Source organism: Streptomyces sp. NPDC002867, assembly GCF_053591895.1.
In genome coordinates this window covers 1-16,090 of record NZ_JBSFUR010000082.1, presented here as the reverse complement: position 1 = coordinate 16,090, position 16,090 = coordinate 1, and the positions used below count along the sequence as shown (strand labels likewise).

The window sequence follows — 16,090 nt, the reverse complement described above, 5'->3', positions numbered from 1 at the left end:
CTCCACCTTCGTGGAGGACCCCTTCGGTCTCGTACCCCCGACCGGATTCGAACCGGCGCTACCGCCTTGAGAGGGCGGCGTGCTAGGCCGCTACACAACGGGGGCAAGATCGTGATCCATGGGCTGGATCCGCTGGGCTACCAGGACTCGAACCTAGACTAAATGAACCAGAATCACTCGTGCTGCCAATTACACCATAGCCCATGGTGGTTTAGACCAGTACCCCCGACCGGATTCGAACCGGCGCTACCGCCTTGAGAGGGCGGCGTGCTAGGCCGCTACACAACGGGGGCCCTAGCGATCCTGCATCGAGAGCGACCGGGTGCGACCCAGGTGATCTCGCGGGAAGGATCTGTACCCCCGACCGGATTCGAACCGGCGCTACTGCCTTGAGAGGGCAGCGTGCTAGGCCGCTACACAACGGGGGCTTTGCAGATGAGCTCTGCGAGCTGGCCTACCAGGACTCGAACCTAGACTAACTGAACCAGAATCAGTCGTGCTGCCAATTACACCATAGGCCACCAAAACGCAACCCCCTGCGGGGATCTTGTTCGGGTTTGCGCTTCCGGTTCCGGGCTTTCGGCCCGCTCCCCTTGGCGCAGGAAGAACATTACCCGAAGGTGGACGGCGCTCCAAAACGGGTATCGCCACGCAGCAGTGCGGGCAGCTGGCCGAGACCGGTGATCCGGGTGAGCTCCGGTCTGCCGCCGAGACCGGCGCGGTCGAGCCAGATGCCGGTGAGCCCCGCCTCGACGGCGCCGCGGGCGTCGATGTCGGGCTGGTCACCGACGTACGCGACCTCGCACGGGGCGAGGCCCATGACCTCGCAGGCGCCGAGGAAGGCGGCGGCTTCGGGCTTGGAGACGCCGAGTTCCACGGCGCACACGACGGCCTCGAAGCGGTCCCGCACGCCGAGGACGCGGAGTTTGCGGTCCTGGTTGTGGATGCTGGAGTTCGACAGGACGGCGTGACGGTAGTCACGGGCGAGAAGGTCGAGAACGGGCACGGTGTCGGGGAACAGCGCCCAGGCGGCCTCGTAGTGCTCGACGTGCCGGCCGAACCAGGCGTCGGCCTCGTCGTCGCTCATCCCCGGCGCAGCGAGGAACTGCCGGACCCTGTCGCGCCGCTGCCCCGTGAACGTGGTCTCCCCGGCGGCGAAGCGGGCCCACTGGACGTCGGTGATCTCCCGCCATGCGACGAGGGCCTGCTCGACGGAGTCGTATCCGCCGGGCAGGCCCTCGTTCCGCAGGTGCTCGCGCATGCCGGCGCGGTCGGCGCTCGCGTAGTCGAAGATCGTGTCGTCGATGTCCCAGAGGACGGCGCGGATCGGCATGTCCCGACCGTACCGCCACGACGCCGCCCGGCCGGGGGTTCGGGGGTACCGCCACGACGCCGCCCGGCCAAGGTTCGCATATGGCCGAAGCCAGCGCTCAGGCCATGGCCTCGGCCGGGACCACGAAGAAGTCCGTCACGAAGCAGACGACCTCGCCGGAGGCGTCGCGGCCGACCCAGGTCGGGTAGGCGCCGTCGCCCCAGCCGGACATGAAGGCGATCAGGTTGTGGCCGGTGTCGGGGGCGGTGACCGTGTGGGGGCCCAGGTACGCGCCGCCGCCCGCGTCGAAGGCGTCCCACAGCGGCCCTTCGTCGCCCACGCAGTCGGGGAAGGACTCGTCGCAGGCCGCGTCGTAGAAGCAGCCCGTGCCCGCGTCCACGCCGTAGGCGAAGAACTCGTCGTCGGCCAGCTCCGCCGGGTTCTGGCCTGCCTGGTGGGCGATCTCCCAGGTGACCGGCTCGGTGTCCCTGATCAGCAGGCGGGCGGCGGCGATCCGCAGGTGGGGCTCGTCGGCCGGCGGCTCGTCGGGCTCCGCGAGCGTGGCGACGGCGCACTCCACCGGGTAGCGGCCTGGGGCGACCTCGGCGGTGAACGGCTCGGACTCGCCCGTGCCCAGCGAGACGAAGGGGTCGCAGGCCACGACCCTGCCGGTGGGCAGCCACAGTTCGCCGCCCTTGACCACGGACATCGTGCCGACGAGCGATCCCATGTCCTGGAAGCGGTTGCCGGGCGTGAAGTGCCAGGAGAAGTCGGGCGCGGGCATGGGCATGCTGGTCCCCCAGGAAGCCGAGACGATCGTGATCGCCCCGAACACTAGTCCCGCGCTCCGACAACGCCGAAGGGGCGGCGGCCCCTTCGGCCACCGCCCCTTCCGAACACACCGACTACGCCGCGAGCTTCGCCAGCGCCGCGTCGATACGGGCCAGGGTCCGGTCCTTGCCCAGGATCTCCAGGGACTCGAACAGCGGCAGGCCCACCGTGCGGCCGGTGACCGCGACGCGGACCGGGGCCTGGGCCTTGCCGAGCTTGAGGCCGTGGGCCTCGCCGGCGGCCAGGACGGCCTCCTTGAGGGAGTCCGCGCTGGACCAGTCGGCCCCCTCCAGTTTCTCGCGGGCGGTGGTCAGCAGCGCGGCCGGGTCGCCCTTCATCGCCTTGGTCCAGGACGCCTCGTCCTCGACCGGCTCGTCGAGGAAGAGGAAGTCGACGTTGGCGGTGATGTCGGAGAGGACCGTCAGGCGAGTCTGCGCGTGCGGCGCGATGGCCTCCCACTTCGCCCGGTCGAAGTTCTCCGGCGCCCAGTTGGCGTGCGGTGCCTGGAGCCAGGGCTCGCACGCCTCGGTGAACGCCTTCACGTCGAGCATGCGGATGTGGTCGGCGTTGATGGCCTCGGCCTTCTTCAGGTCGAAGCGGGCCGGGTTGGCGTTGACGTCGGCGAGGTCGAACTTCGCGACCATCTCCGGGATGGTGAAGATGTCCTGGTCGGCGGAGAAGGACCAGCCGAGCAGGGAAAGGTAGTTGAGCAGGCCCTCGGGGAGGAAGCCGCGCTCCCGGTAGAGGTTGAGGGACGCCTGCGGGTCGCGCTTGGACAGCTTCTTGTTGCCCTCGCCCATGACGTACGGCAGGTGGCCGAAGGAGGGGATCTCCTTGGCGATGCCGAGCTCGATCAGGGCCTTGTACAGCGCGATCTGGCGCGGGGTGGAGGACAGCAGGTCCTCGCCGCGCAGCACGTGGGTGATCTCCATCAGCGCGTCGTCGACGGGGTTGACGAGCGTGTAGAGCGGGGCGCCGTTCGCGCGGACGATGCCGTAGTCCGGGACGTTGTCCGGCGTGAACGTCAGCTCGCCGCGCACCAGGTCGGTGAAGGTGATCGGCTCGTCGGGCATCTTGAAGCGCACGATGGACTCGCGGCCCTCGGCGTCGTACGCGGCCCGCTGCTCGGCTGTCAGCGTGCGGCACTTGCCGTCGTAGCCGGACGGGCGGCCGGCGGCGCGGGCGGCGTCGCGGCGCGCCTCCAGCTCGAGCGCGGTGCAGTAGCAGTGGTACGCGTGACCGCCGGCGATCAGCTTCTCGGCGACGTCCTGGTAGATGTCCATCCGCTGCGACTGGCGGTAGGGGCCGTGGGGGCCGCCCACTTCGGGGCCCTCGTCCCAGTCGAGCCCGAGCCAGCGCAGCGAGTCGAGCAGCTGGTTGTACGACTCCTCGGAGTCGCGGGCCGCGTCGGTGTCCTCGATGCGGAAGACCATGGTGCCGCCGTTGTGCCGGGCGTAGGCCCAGTTGAACAGGGCGGTGCGGACCAGGCCCACATGGGGGTTGCCGGTCGGGGACGGACAGAAACGTACGCGGACGTTCGCGTTAGCCACGCTTGATCACCTTGTTGGTGAGAGTGCCGATGCCTTCGATGGTGACGGCGACCTCGTCGCCGACGTTCAGGGGGCCGACCCCCGCGGGGGTGCCCGTGAGGACGACGTCGCCCGGGAGCAGCGTCATGGCCTCGGTGATGTGCACGATCAGGTCCTCGACGGACCGGACCATCTCGCTCGTACGCCCCAGTTGGCGCTGTTCGCCGTTGACCGTGCACTGGATCGTCAGGTCGGCGGGGTCGAGGTCGGTCTCCACCCAGGGGCCGAGCGGGCAGGAGGTGTCGAAGCCCTTGGCCCTGGCCCACTGCTTCTCGCGCTTCTGGGCATCGCGCGCGGTGACGTCGTTGGCGCAGGTGTAGCCGAAGATCACGTCCTTGACGCGTTCGCGCGGGACTTCGCGGCACATGCGGCCGATGACGACGGCGAGCTCGGCCTCGTGGTGGAGCTCGTTCGAGAACGAGGGGTACTCGATGGCGTCGCCGGGGCCGATCACGGAGGTGGTGGGCTTGAAGAAGGCTACGGGCACCTCCGGGATCTCGTTGCCGAGCTCCGCCGCATGCTCCGCGTAGTTGCGGCCGATGGCCACGACCTTGTTGGGGAGCACCGGGGGCAGCAGCCTGACCTTGCTCAGCGGCACCTTGGTGCCCGAGAGCTCGAAGTCGGTGTACGGAATGCCCTTGATGATGTCGAGGAGGAGGCCGTCGGGGCCTTCCTCGACCGCGCCGAAGGCGACATTGCCGTCGATGGAGAACCTGGCGATGCGCACGGGTTGCTGTCGCCCCTCACTACTCACTCGCTGACCGGCCCTGCTCACTGACCGGAGACTGACGCTCCAGGCTAACGCGGCGGGGCCTGCCCGACGTGCCGATAAGGGCGTGGGCAGGCAGGCGTCCTTCCCACCCAGGGGCTGGGGGTCCTCCGGCGAAGCCACGGGGAGAACCGAGCCTCAAGAAACGCGCGCGGGTGAACGGGAGGGGCGTCGCGCCCGTACTACTGCACGGGAGCTTCCATGAGGATGGTGCGGCGGGGGTTGGCCGTCTGCGTGGGAAGATCGACCGCGTGCTCCGGCTGCTCCGGCGTCTGCAGCTCGTTCGCGTCCTCGAGGTGCGCGAGCGTCGTGCGACGGGGGTTGGCTATGTTGCGGAACATCATCGTCGTCTTCATCGGTGGTTTCAGACCTTGTCGGAGTAGGGATGCTGCGGGAAGCCCCGTTGACGGAACGCCCGTCCTTGTAAAGCGTCAGGCTAAACATTCCATTCCCACGGAAAGCCATGGGGAGGCGCTGATCTACGTGTGAGTTTGCTCACGAAGAGAGTGTCATTTCGGGCAATCCAGGCTGTGGATCTTCCTTGCAGGATCGGACATTCCGCCACTGAAGGCGCCATTCCGCTCCTGATCATCGCGACTGGGACACCCCCCACCCCTAAGCGACTCATTCCATAAAGTCCGTTTCCTCCGTGAACGCTTTCTACGACTTGTGACATAACGCTTACACCGTGTCACGGAGGTCACAGGCCGGTACGCGGCCCTTGTTGGAGATCCGGCACTGTGCTGGAATTCCACGCACCGCCGCGGTTTCAGGCCGGCGCGCAAGGGGCGCAACGCAGCGCCGAGTGGCGGCGGGAAGGGGGAGCAGCGCCGGTCAATCACGACCACCATGGGGCAGCGATCGATGCCCCGAGACGCCGACACCGTCCCGCCGTGCAAGCGGAGGGACGCCTGGTCCAGAGGTTGCGACGCTAGTGCAGGGACGTTTCAAGAGGGATGGCCTGGGGTCCCCCCAGGCCCGCCAGGGCCGCGGGGAAGCTGCGGCGGAACAGGAGTCGCGCGGCGGGACCGACCGCGGCTCCTCGCCCCAGCACGCCCACAACCAGGGACCGGCCGCGCCCGGTGACGGCGGCGAGCGTGGCGCGCGCCCCGGCACGTCGGCGCCCTCCGCGGACGGCGCCAAGGGCCCGTCCACGGGGAAGGGCCCCACGGACACCGGCTCACGAATAGCACTGCGGAACTGGCGCATCAGCACGCGTCTGGTCTCTCTGCTCACCCTGCCGGTCGTCGCGGCGACCACGCTGGGCGGACTCCGTATCCAGGAGTCCATGGACGACATGAAGCAGCTGGACCACATGCAGCTGCTCACGGAGATGACCCGGGCGGCGACCGACCTGGCGCAGGCGCTGCAGTCCGAGCGCGACCTGTCCGCCGGCCCGCTCGCCAACGGCTCCCCCGTCACGGACTTCAAGGTCTCCGGCCCGCGCAACCAGACCGACCTGGTCAAGAAGGCGTTCCTCGACGCCACCCGCAACATCCCCAACACGGACGACGACGAGGCGCTGGAGAGCATCCGCGCCAACGCGAACCAGATCGCCGTCCAGGTCAACGGCCTCAACAAGATCCGGTCCACGGCGTACGAGGGCGACGTCCCGAACTCCCAGACGGTGGAGGCGTACAGCCGGCTCATCGAGTCGCTGCTGAGCCTGTCGCAGGACATGGCGCAGGCGACCAGCAACCCGGAGATGATCAAGCGCACGCGTGCGCTGGCGGCGTTCTCGTCCGCCAAGGAGTACGCGTCCATCCAGCGCGCGATCATCGCCGCCGCGCTGCCCGGCGGTGACGACGCCAAGGCCCCCGGTCTGTCGGAGAACGACCGCCTGTACGGCAAGGCCGCCGTGGAGAACGGCGAGACCGAGCTCAAGGCGTTCAAGGCGATCTACGAGTCCACCGGCGGCGACGCCGAGGAGCTCACCGCCACGCTGGACAACGGCAACCCGACCATCGCGGCCTCCGAGCTGTACGCCAAGCGCGTCCTGGACACCGAGGGCCAGATCAGCCGCCTGCCCGAGCGGTCGCACCTGGACTGGACCGACGACTACTCGGTCCGCGTCAACGCGATGAAGCAGATCGAGGCCACCCTCCTCGGCCAGATGGAGACCAAGGCCCGTGAGCTGCGCGAGGAGTCGCAGCGCGACGCCATCATCAACGGTGCGCTGATCCTCGTCGTCCTCGGCGTCTCGCTCGTCGGCGCGTTCGTCGTGGCGCGATCCATGATCCGCTCGCTGCGACGCCTGCAGGACACCGCCACGAGGGTCGCCCAGGACCGGCTGCCCGAGCTCGTCAAGCAGCTGTCGGAGGCCGACCCGCAGGACGTCGACACCTCCGTCGAGTCCGTCGGTGTCCACTCCCGGGACGAGATCGGCCAGGTGGCCGCGGCCTTCGACGACGTGCACCGCGAGGCGGTCCGCCTCGCCGCCGAGCAGGCCCTGCTGCGGGGCAACGTCAACGCGATGTTCACCAACCTCTCGCGCCGCTCCCAGGGCCTCATCCAGCGTCAGCTCTCGCTCATCTCCGAGCTGGAGTCCCGCGAGGCCGATCCGGACCAGCTCTCCTCGCTGTTCAAGCTCGACCACCTCGCGACCCGTATGCGCCGGAACGGCGAGAACCTCCTCGTCCTCGCGGGCGAGGAGCCGGGCCGCCGGTGGACGCGACCGGTCCCGCTGGTCGACGTCCTGCGTGCCGCCGCGTCCGAGGTGGAGCAGTACGAGCGCATCGAGCTGGCGGCGGTGCCCGCGACCGAGGTCGCCGGCCGCGTCGTCAACGACCTCGTGCACCTGCTCGCCGAGCTGCTGGAGAACGCGACGTCGTTCTCCTCCCCGCAGACCAAGGTCCGGGTCACCGGTCACGCGCTGCCCGACGGACGGGTTCTCGTCGAGATCCACGACACCGGCATCGGCCTCTCCCCCGAGGACCTCGCCGCGATCAACGAGCGGCTGGCTTCGCCACCCACCGTGGACGTCTCGGTCTCCCGCCGCATGGGTCTGTTCGTGGTCGGCCGCCTGTCCCTGCGGCACGGCATCCGTATCCAGCTGCGCCCGTCGGACTCCGGCGGCACCACCGCGCTCGTCATGCTGCCCGTCGACGTCGCCCACGGCAAGAAGGTCCCGGGCAAGCCCGGTGCGGGCGGCCCCGGCGCGGCGGCGCAGGGCCCCGGCGGCGACGCTCCCGGTCTGGCGGGCCGTCCCGGCGCCCCGGCCGGCGGCAGCCGTCCGGGCCTCGGCGGCGGTCCCGGTGCGGGCGGTGCGCCCTCGGGCGGCCGTCTCGGTGCCGGTGCGCCGCGCGGCCAGGTCGGCGCCCCGTCGGCTCCCCGTGCCGCACTGCCGGGACGTGACGGTGCCCCCCGCCCGGCCCAGGGCGGTCAGCACGCAGCCCCGCACGACCCTCAGCGTCAGGGCGGCGCCTTCGGCGCGGCCCGTGGCGGGCAGGGCACTCCGGCTCCCGCCCGTAACGAGGCCCCTCAGGGTGGCTTCCGTCAGGGTGCGCCGGGAGCGGGCGACCGCGGCCGGCAGCTCCCGCCGACCGGCGGACCGCGTGCCGAGCTGCCGGGCGGCTCCCCCGCACGGCGCGAGGAGCAGCGTCCGCAGCGTCCGCAGACCACGAGCTGGGGCAGCGGCCAGGCCCCCACTGCGCAGCAGCGCCCGGCGGCCGACGCGCCGCGCGGCCACGAGGACCACGACGCCTCGCGCGGCCTCGGCGCCACGGCCGAGTTCGCGCGGCCCGACTTCAACGCGCCCGCGGGTCCCGGTTCCACGGGCCAGTTCGTGCGCCCCGACGTGTACGGCGGCCAGAACGGCGCGCAGCCGCAGGACCCGGCGCAGACCGCGCAGTTCGCCCGCCCGGACTTCCAGGCGCCGCAGCAGCCGGCTCCGCGCCGCCCGGACGAGGGCTTCCCCCCGGCACGGCCGGCAGCCTCCCTGCCCGCTCCCCACCAGCCCGAGGCGCTGCCTCCGGCGTCCGGCCCGGGGGACGGCCGTACGCCTCTGTACGACACGCTGGAGACGAACTGGTTCCACGGGGCGCAGGGCGGTCAGCAGGCCGAGCAGCCGCAGCAGCCGGAGCGTTCCGCTCCGCGGATGCCGCTGCGCTCCCCCGCGCCGAACCCCGGGAACCCGGGGAACCCGGGCAACGCGCCCTCGGCGAACGGTGCGGCCTGGCGCACCTCGCCCAACGACGAGCTGGTGCGTCAGGCCGAGCGGGTGCGCAAGCCCGCGGCCGGCGGCATCACCACCTCGGGGCTGCCCCGTCGCGTCCCGCGAGCGAACCTCGTCCCGGGCACCGCGCAGGAGCAGAACCACAACTCCGGTCCGCAGGTCTCACGCGCGCCCGACGACGTACGCGGCCGGCTGACCAATCTGCGCCGGGGTATTCAGCAGGGCCGGCAACAGAACAACTCGACGACCGGCAGCTTCAACCTCGGCCCCACTCACCAGCAGGAGCGATAGTTGAGTCCGATGAGCCAGGCGGCGCAGAACCTGAACTGGTTGATCACCAACTTCGTGGACAACACCCCCGGGGTGTCGCACACGGTGGTGGTCTCCGCCGACGGTCTTCTGCTGGCGATGTCCGAAGGTTTTCCGCGCGACCGCGCCGACCAGCTCGCGGCCGTGGCGTCCGGGCTCACCTCGCTGACCGCGGGAGCCTCCCGGATCTTCGAGGGCGGTCCGGTCAGCCAGACCGTCGTCGAGATGGAACGCGGCTTCCTGTTCCTGATGTCCGTCTCCGACGGATCGTCGCTGGCCGTGCTCGCGCACCCCGAGTGCGACATCGGCCTGGTGGGCTACGAGATGGCCCTCCTGGTCGACCGCGCGGGCAGCGTCCTCACCCCTGATCTGCGCGCCGAACTCCAGGGAAGTCTCCTGCACTGACGTTCCGGCGGCCGCTGCGACCCCACTCGCCGGCCGGCCGCCGCCACCGCACCGACAACCCGAACGGCCGCCCCAAGGCCCCCCACCGGCCCCATCAGACGGCACAGCCGACCACTTGCTGTCACGCCCGGAGGATTCATGACCCCGCCACCCGCCTCTCACGATCCGTACGGCACGTCACTCGACGCGTACGGGGACGAGGGCGACCAGCCGCTGGTGCGTCCGTACGCGATGACCGGCGGCCGGACCCGGCCGCGCTATCAGCTCGCGATAGAGGCACTGGTCAGCACCACCGCGGACCCGGCACTGCTCGCCGGGCTGCTCCCGGAGCACCAGCGGATCTGCCACCTGTGCCGGGAGGTCAAGTCGGTCGCCGAGATCTCGGCGCTGCTGTCGATGCCGCTGGGTGTCGCGCGCATTCTCGTCGCCGACCTGGCGGAGGCCGGCATGGTGGCGATTCACCAGCCGGGCAACGGAGAGGCCGGCGGTACGCCGGATGTGACACTGCTCGAAAGGGTGCTCAGTGGACTTCGGAAGCTCTAGCGGCGGTTCGGCCCGGTCGACGACCTCCGCGAAGATCGTGGTGGCGGGCGGATTCGGCGTGGGCAAGACCACGTTCGTCGGCGCCGTCTCGGAGATCAACCCGCTGCGTACCGAGGCCGTCATGACGTCAGCGTCGGCGGGCATCGACGACCTCACGCACACCGGCGACAAGACGACGACAACCGTCGCCATGGACTTCGGCCGCATCACCCTGGACCAGGACCTGATCCTGTACCTCTTCGGTACCCCCGGACAGGACCGCTTCTGGTTCATGTGGGACGACCTCGTCCGCGGCGCCATCGGCGCCGTCGTCCTCGTCGACACCCGGCGGCTCGCCGACTGCTTCCCGGCCGTCGACTACTTCGAGAACAGCGGACTGCCGTTCGTCATCGCCCTCAACGGCTTCGACGGACACCAGCCCTACAACCCCGAAGAGGTACGCGAGGCCCTCCAGATCGGACCCGACACCCCGATCATCACCACCGACGCCCGCCACCGCGCGGACGCCAAGAGCGCCCTCATCACCCTCGTCGAACACGCCCTCATGGCACGGCTCAAGTAGACGACGCCATACGGCAGTTGTCGTAGTTGTCGGGTAGCGGGCTGTGTCATTTGACACGGCCCGCCCCGCTGTTCATAACGTTTCGACAGAGAATTGCGGCAGAGCTGCCACCCCTTGCACACGTTCGGTGTCACTGTGCTCACATGAGCCTCGCCTTTTGACGGGGCTCGTTCTTTATGCCCGTTTTATCTGAGGGTTGGACCACTCGGAATCTCAGATTCCAGGTGTTTGGAATGGGACGGCTCGGCGTGCTGGAATTCGTCGAACTGCCGAGTAGTACGGCTATGAACGAACCACGGCACAGCGTAGGTGCCGACGCCGAGAGGTTGTTGGTCGAGTGAGGCGAAGCAAGACGAGCTCCGCAGAGCAGCAGGCGCGGGGCAACTTCACCCCGCCGCCGCGCACAGCGGTGACGCCTGCGGACACGTCGGGTGGTTCGAGCGCGTCCCCGGCCGCCGGCAGCTCCAGCAAGCTGTCCCCGCGCAACTGGCGGGTGCCCACCCGCCTGAACGCGATCCTCCTCATACCCGTCCTCGTCGGACTGGTCATGGGCAGTTTCCAGGTGAAGCAGTCCATAGACACCTGGAGCGAGGCGGAGGACGCCGAGAAGACGGCGCTGATCGTGCGCGCCGCCTCGGAGTACGGCCAGGCCCTGCTCAACGAGCGCGACCTCACCGCCTCCACGCTGCTGCTGGCCACCAGCGAGGCCGACCGCAAGAGCCCCGCCGTCACCGAGGCGTACGAGACCACCGACGCCGCCGCGGCCAAGTTCCGCGAGGCCGTCGAGGACATGCCCGACGGGCAGGGTCTGGAGCGCCGTCTCGAGCTCTTCGACAAGGAGGAGCCGAACCTCGCCAAGCTGCGCCAGGCCGCCTACTCCAAGGCGCTCGACCCGGTGCAGACCGAAGAGGGCTACGTCAAGGTCCAGCACGTGCTCATGGAGTTCTCCAACGAGCTCGGCCTCGGCACCGGCAACGTCACCAGCTACGGCCGTACCGTCTACGCGGTCCAGCTCGCCAAGGCCGCCGCGTCGCTGCAGCGCTCGATCGGCATGCACCTGCTGATCCGGCCCAGCCAGGACGAGACCGTCTTCGCCAGGCAGACCGTCGCGTTCAACTCGTACAACTACCTCGAGCAGATCGCCATCGGCGAGTACGTCTCCGGCGGCACCGAGGCCGACACCGCCAAGCTCAAGCAGATCATGACGGGCAAGGCGGCGGACGGCGCGAAGCGGCTGCAGGCCGCGGGGCTCAACCCGCCGAAGGGCCCCGACGGCTCGTTCTTCACCGGCATGGCCGGTGCGATCGGCTCGGGTCTGACCCCGAAGCAGCTCAAGGCCAAGGACGTCACGCCCGAGACCTGGATGGGCGCGGCCACCGCCAAGTTCGACGGCTACACCGAGATCGAGCAGGACCTCGTCGACCGCGCCGTGACCGAGGCCTCCGAGATCTCCGACGACGCCCGCAACGACGCGATCACCAACGGCGCCATCGTCGTCATCGCCCTGCTGGCCGCCTTCGTCCTGGCCGGCCTCATGGCCCGCCAGATGAGCCGCTCGATGCGCCAGCTGCGCACCGCCGCCTTCGGCATCGCCGAGCAGCGGCTGCCGATGCTCGTCGACCAGCTCTCGCGCACCGAGCCCGGCCGCGTCGACACCCGCGTCCAGCCCATCCCGATCGACTCCCAGGACGAGATCGGCGAGGTCGCCCGTGCCTTCGACCAGGTCCACCGCGAGGCCGTCCGGCTCGCCGCCGAGCAGGCCATGCTCCGCGGCAACGTCAACGCGATCTTCACGAACCTCTCGCGCCGCAACCAGTCCCTGATCGAGGGCCAGCTGACGCTGATCACCGACCTGGAGAACAACGAGGCCGACCCGGACCAGCTGGAGAACCTCTTCAAGCTGGACCACCTGGCGACCCGTATGCGCCGCAACGGCGAGAACCTCCTCGTCCTCGCCGGCGAGGAGCCCGGCCGCCGCTGGAACCAGCCGGTGCCGCTGGTCGACGTGCTGCGCGCCGCCTCCTCCGAGGTGGAGTCCTACGAGCGCATCGAGCTCACCGGTGTCCCGGAGACGGAGATCCACGGCCAGGCCGTGACCGACCTCGTGCACCTGCTGGCCGAGCTGCTGGAGAACGCCACCACGTTCTCCTCCCCGCAGACCAAGGTCCGCGTCACCGCGACCCGTCTCCCCGACGGCCGCGTGATGATCGAGATCCACGACAAGGGCATCGGCCTGACCGCCGAGGACTTCGCGGACATCAACCACAAGCTGGCCAACCCGCCGACCGTGGACGCCGCCGTCTCGCAGCGCATGGGCCTGTTCGTGGTCGGCCGCCTCGCCGACCGGCACGGCATCCGCGTCCAGCTGCGTCCCTCGGGCGAGCAGGCCGGCACCACCTCGCTGGTCATGCTTCCCGACGCCATCACGCACGGTGGCGGCGGCGAGGCACTGCCGCAGGACGACTTCACCGTCTCGCAGATCATCCCGGAGCAGCAGTCCTACGAGGCCGCCCCGATGCGGACCGCGGCCGAACTCGGCTTCGACGACTCCCGCTACGAGCAGCCCGGCGACAAGGCGCAGCTCGACCCCGTGGGCCGCTCGCTCATGCGCGAGGAGCGCCGTGCGGCGCTGGAGGCGCAGGCACAGGGCGGTGACCGCCCGCTGTTCCGCGACGAGACGGCCCCCTACGCGCAGGAGCGGCAGCAGGAGTACGGCTCCGAGTACGGCCAGGAGTTCTCCGCCCAGGGCTACGCACAGGAGCAGCAGGGCTACGACCAGCAGCCGTACGGGGAGCAGTCGTACGACGATCAGGGCTACGGCGACCAGGGTTACGGCGAGCAGGGTTACCGCGAGCAGGGCTACACCGACCACCAGGGAACGGCCGGCGGCTACCCCGAGCACCAGGCCCCGCAGGAGCACCTGCAGGACGCATATGCGGAAGCTGACTACCAGGGTTCGCAGGGTTCCCGGCAGCAGTACGACGGCACCTATGAGACCCAGTCCCACCAGGCAGAGTGGTCGGATCAGGACAGCTACCCGGCTGCCTATGAGTCGGATTTCCGCGCGGAATCGGAATCTGCCCCCAGCGCTCCCGCGAACGGCTCCGAGCGCGTAGGCTTCGAGCGTCCGGGACCCTCTCCGAGCAGCGGTCATGAGATGACCGCGTCCGGTCTCCCCCGGCGCGGCAGCGGTCAGCCGTCACAGCCTCAGCAGGAGGCCCAGCGGCAGTGGCAGCAGCCGGCCGAGCAGGCCCCGCAGGCTCCCCGGAGCGGGCAGGCCGGGGAGAACGGCACCGGCGGCGGGTCCTCCTCCGACGAGTGGCGTTCGACGAACGACGAGCGCTGGCAGCGGGCGGAGAAGCTCCGCGAGCCGAAGGCGGGCGGAGTCACCTCCTCCGGTCTCCCCCGGCGGGTTCCCAAGGCGAACCTGATCGAGGGCACCGCGGAGCAGACCCCGCAGGGCGGCCCACAGGTCTCCCGCGCCCCTGAGGACGTGCGTGGCAGGTTGAGCAACCTGCGGCGCGGTGTCCAGCAGGGACGCAACGCGGGAACGGACACGAACGGACCGGCCACTTACGATCGACCCAGTGGCCCGGGTAGTACCTACAACCAGGAGCGTTAGTGTGAGCCCGATGAGCCAGGCGGCGCAGAATCTGAACTGGTTGATCACCAACTTCGTGGACAACACCCCTGGGGTGTCCCACACCGTGGTGGTCTCCGCCGACGGACTCCTGCTGGCGATGTCCGAGGGTTTCCCGCGTGATCGTGCCGATCAGCTGGCGGCGGTCGCCTCCGGGCTGACCTCGCTGACCGCGGGAGCGTCCCGGATCTTCGAAGGCGGTGCCGTCAACCAGACGGTCGTGGAGATGGAGCGCGGCTTCCTCTTCATCATGTCCATCTCCGACGGGTCCTCGCTGGCCGTCCTCGCCCACCCGGAGGCCGACATCGGTCTGGTGGGCTACGAGATGGCCCTCCTGGTCGACCGCGCGGGCAGCGTCCTCACCCCCGACCTGCGTGCAGAGCTCCAGGGAAGTCTTCTCAACTGAGAAACGGACAGTGCATTTCCCGCCACCGCACCATAAGGTGCGGTGGCGCGGCTCCACAGGGACAGGGACCGGCGACCGGCAGTCGGAGGAGGAAACGTGGCAACACCCCCAGGCGGACACCCATTTGACGGTGCTCAACAGTCCCAGGGTGAGCACACTCACAACCGCTTCAACTTTCCTTCGACGCCAAGCAGACAGGACGGCGCCCAGCCGTACCAGCAGCCGCAGCCGCCGTCGGCCTACGACCCGTCGTACGACCGCTCTTACGACACCTCGTACGACCCGTCGTACGGACAACAGCAGCCCCGTATCCAGCCGGTGGCGCCGCGACGGTCCCCCGAGCCCCGGACGGCCTCGGGGGCCGGCCCGGCTGCCGGGCCGGCCAAGCACAACCCCCTGGTCCGGCCGTACGCGATGACCGGCGGACGGACCCGCCCGCGCTACCAGCTCGCCATCGAGGCGCTGGTCAGCACCACGGCCGATCCGTCCCGGCTGCAAGGGCAGTTGCCCGAGCACCAGCGGATCTGCCGGCTGTGCTTCGAGATCAAGTCGGTTGCCGAGATCTCGGCACTTCTCTCCATCCCCCTCGGCGTTGCCCGGATCCTCGTCGCCGACCTGGCCGAGGCCGGACTTGTCGCCATCCACCAGCCCGGCGGCGACGCGGCCGCCGGCGGCCAGCCAGACGTGACACTGCTCGAAAGGGTGCTCAGTGGACTTCGCAAGCTCTAGCGGCGGTGCAGCCCGCTCAACCACCAGCGCGAAGATCGTGGTGGCGGGCGGATTCGGCGTGGGCAAGACCACGTTCGTCGGCGCCGTCTCGGAGATCAACCCGCTGCGTACCGAGGCCGTCATGACGTCAGCGTCGGCGGGCATCGACGACCTCACGCACACCGGCGACAAGACGACGACAACCGTCGCCATGGACTTCGGCCGCATCACCCTGGACCAGGACCTGATCCTGTACCTCTTCGGTACCCCCGGACAGGACCGCTTCTGGTTCATGTGGGACGACCTCGTCCGCGGCGCCATCGGCGCCGTCGTCCTCGTCGACACCCGGCGGCTCGCCGACTGCTTCCCGGCCGTCGACTACTTCGAGAACAGCGGACTGCCGTTCGTCATCGCCCTCAACGGCTTCGACGGACACCAGCCCTACAACCCCGAAGAGGTACGCGAGGCCCTCCAGATCGGACCCGACACCCCGATCATCACCACCGACGCCCGCCACCGCGCGGACGCCAAGAGCGCCCTCATCACCCTCGTCGAACACGCCCTCATGGCGCGCCTGCGCTAGCCGGTCGGGCGGTCCCTGTCGCCCTGTGGAACGGCCCCCGAGGCTCCGTCCGGAGCCCCTCGGGGGCCGTTGCCGTTCCCGGCGGGCGGGGACGCCTGAGGCGGGCACTGTTCCCCTACCCGCCCCTTCCCGAACCGGGCTCCGCCCGGACCCGGTACCGCGCTTCGCGCGGTGTCCTCAAGCGCCGGACGGGCTGGATTTCGCTGCGCGAAATCAGCCCCGCCCGCGATTGAGGCGCGGGGGGTGCCGACCCCGGCCG

General features: G+C 69.9%; 13 protein-coding genes and 5 tRNA genes. 8 read left to right on the top strand and 10 right to left on the bottom strand.

The features are described from left to right. Nucleotides 1-32 precede the first annotated feature (32 nt). The 10 genes from ACWD0A_RS33810 to ACWD0A_RS33765 all read right to left on the bottom strand — a co-directional run bounded on the left by ACWD0A_RS33810 (nucleotide 33) and on the right by ACWD0A_RS33765 (nucleotide 4,857). Nucleotides 33-105: transfer RNA gene (locus ACWD0A_RS33810), tRNA-Glu, on the bottom strand. Nucleotides 106-132: 27 nt separating this feature from the next. After that, nucleotides 133-204: transfer RNA gene (locus tag ACWD0A_RS33805), tRNA-Gln, on the bottom strand. 16 nt (nucleotides 205-220) lie between these two features. Beyond that, a tRNA-Glu gene (locus ACWD0A_RS33800) sits at nucleotides 221-293 on the bottom strand. Between the two features lie 62 nt (nucleotides 294-355). Further along, nucleotides 356-428 (bottom strand) — tRNA-Glu (locus ACWD0A_RS33795). A 21-nt stretch (nucleotides 429-449) separates the two neighbouring features. Then, a tRNA-Gln gene (locus ACWD0A_RS33790) sits at nucleotides 450-521 on the bottom strand. Between the two features lie 89 nt (nucleotides 522-610). Further along, nucleotides 611-1,333: an HAD family hydrolase gene (locus tag ACWD0A_RS33785; RefSeq protein WP_451304413.1), complete on the bottom strand. Its 723-nt coding sequence runs from the start codon at nucleotides 1,331-1,333 to the stop codon at nucleotides 611-613. Between the two features lie 97 nt (nucleotides 1,334-1,430). Beyond that, nucleotides 1,431-2,102 carry a DUF4241 domain-containing protein gene (locus ACWD0A_RS33780; RefSeq protein ID WP_451304411.1) on the bottom strand — a complete coding sequence of 224 codons (672 nt, stop codon included), beginning with the start codon at nucleotides 2,100-2,102 and terminating at the stop codon, nucleotides 1,431-1,433. A gap of 115 nt (nucleotides 2,103-2,217) precedes the next feature. Beyond that, nucleotides 2,218-3,693: a glutamate--tRNA ligase gene (gltX, locus tag ACWD0A_RS33775; RefSeq protein ID WP_451304409.1), complete on the bottom strand. Its 1,476-nt coding sequence runs from the start codon at nucleotides 3,691-3,693 to the stop codon at nucleotides 2,218-2,220. Next, complete coding sequence (locus tag ACWD0A_RS33770) at nucleotides 3,686-4,459, bottom strand: fumarylacetoacetate hydrolase family protein (protein WP_451304407.1); 774 nt, start codon at nucleotides 4,457-4,459, stop codon at nucleotides 3,686-3,688. Before ACWD0A_RS33770 ends, gltX begins: the two co-directional genes overlap by 8 nt. Before the next feature lie 224 nt (nucleotides 4,460-4,683). Next, nucleotides 4,684-4,857, bottom strand: coding sequence for a hypothetical protein (locus tag ACWD0A_RS33765; protein ID WP_451304405.1), 174 nt, complete (start codon nucleotides 4,855-4,857; stop codon nucleotides 4,684-4,686). 578 nt (nucleotides 4,858-5,435) lie between these two features. Between ACWD0A_RS33765 and ACWD0A_RS33760 the strand changes: the two genes are divergently transcribed. The 8 genes from ACWD0A_RS33760 to ACWD0A_RS33725 all read left to right on the top strand — a co-directional run bounded on the left by ACWD0A_RS33760 (nucleotide 5,436) and on the right by ACWD0A_RS33725 (nucleotide 15,831). Beyond that, nucleotides 5,436-8,966, top strand: a complete 3,531-nt coding sequence (locus tag ACWD0A_RS33760; RefSeq protein WP_451304403.1) for a nitrate- and nitrite sensing domain-containing protein — start codon at nucleotides 5,436-5,438, stop codon at nucleotides 8,964-8,966. A 9-nt stretch (nucleotides 8,967-8,975) separates the two neighbouring features. Beyond that, nucleotides 8,976-9,389, top strand: a complete 414-nt coding sequence (locus tag ACWD0A_RS33755) for a roadblock/LC7 domain-containing protein (RefSeq protein WP_142214992.1) — start codon at nucleotides 8,976-8,978, stop codon at nucleotides 9,387-9,389. A gap of 138 nt (nucleotides 9,390-9,527) precedes the next feature. Next, nucleotides 9,528-9,932, top strand: a complete 405-nt coding sequence (locus tag ACWD0A_RS33750) for a DUF742 domain-containing protein (RefSeq protein WP_177151452.1) — start codon at nucleotides 9,528-9,530, stop codon at nucleotides 9,930-9,932. After that, nucleotides 9,913-10,494: a GTP-binding protein gene (locus ACWD0A_RS33745; RefSeq protein WP_050791472.1), complete on the top strand. Its 582-nt coding sequence runs from the start codon at nucleotides 9,913-9,915 to the stop codon at nucleotides 10,492-10,494. The genes ACWD0A_RS33750 and ACWD0A_RS33745 overlap by 20 nt, the downstream gene beginning before the upstream one ends. 337 nt (nucleotides 10,495-10,831) lie before the next feature. Then, entirely contained in the window at nucleotides 10,832-14,116 is a 3,285-nt protein-coding gene (locus tag ACWD0A_RS33740) for a nitrate- and nitrite sensing domain-containing protein (RefSeq protein WP_451304401.1), read from the top strand. Nucleotides 14,117-14,126: 10 nt separating this feature from the next. Beyond that, a complete protein-coding gene (locus tag ACWD0A_RS33735; RefSeq protein WP_005311461.1) occupies nucleotides 14,127-14,540 on the top strand; it encodes a roadblock/LC7 domain-containing protein in 414 nt (137 codons plus the stop codon). A 96-nt stretch (nucleotides 14,541-14,636) separates the two neighbouring features. Beyond that, nucleotides 14,637-15,269, top strand: coding sequence for a DUF742 domain-containing protein (locus tag ACWD0A_RS33730; protein WP_451304399.1), 633 nt, complete (start codon nucleotides 14,637-14,639; stop codon nucleotides 15,267-15,269). Continuing rightward, entirely contained in the window at nucleotides 15,250-15,831 is a 582-nt protein-coding gene (locus ACWD0A_RS33725) for a GTP-binding protein (RefSeq protein ID WP_050791473.1), read from the top strand. The genes ACWD0A_RS33730 and ACWD0A_RS33725 overlap by 20 nt, the downstream gene beginning before the upstream one ends. The last annotated feature ends 259 nt before the right edge of the window (nucleotides 15,832-16,090 follow it).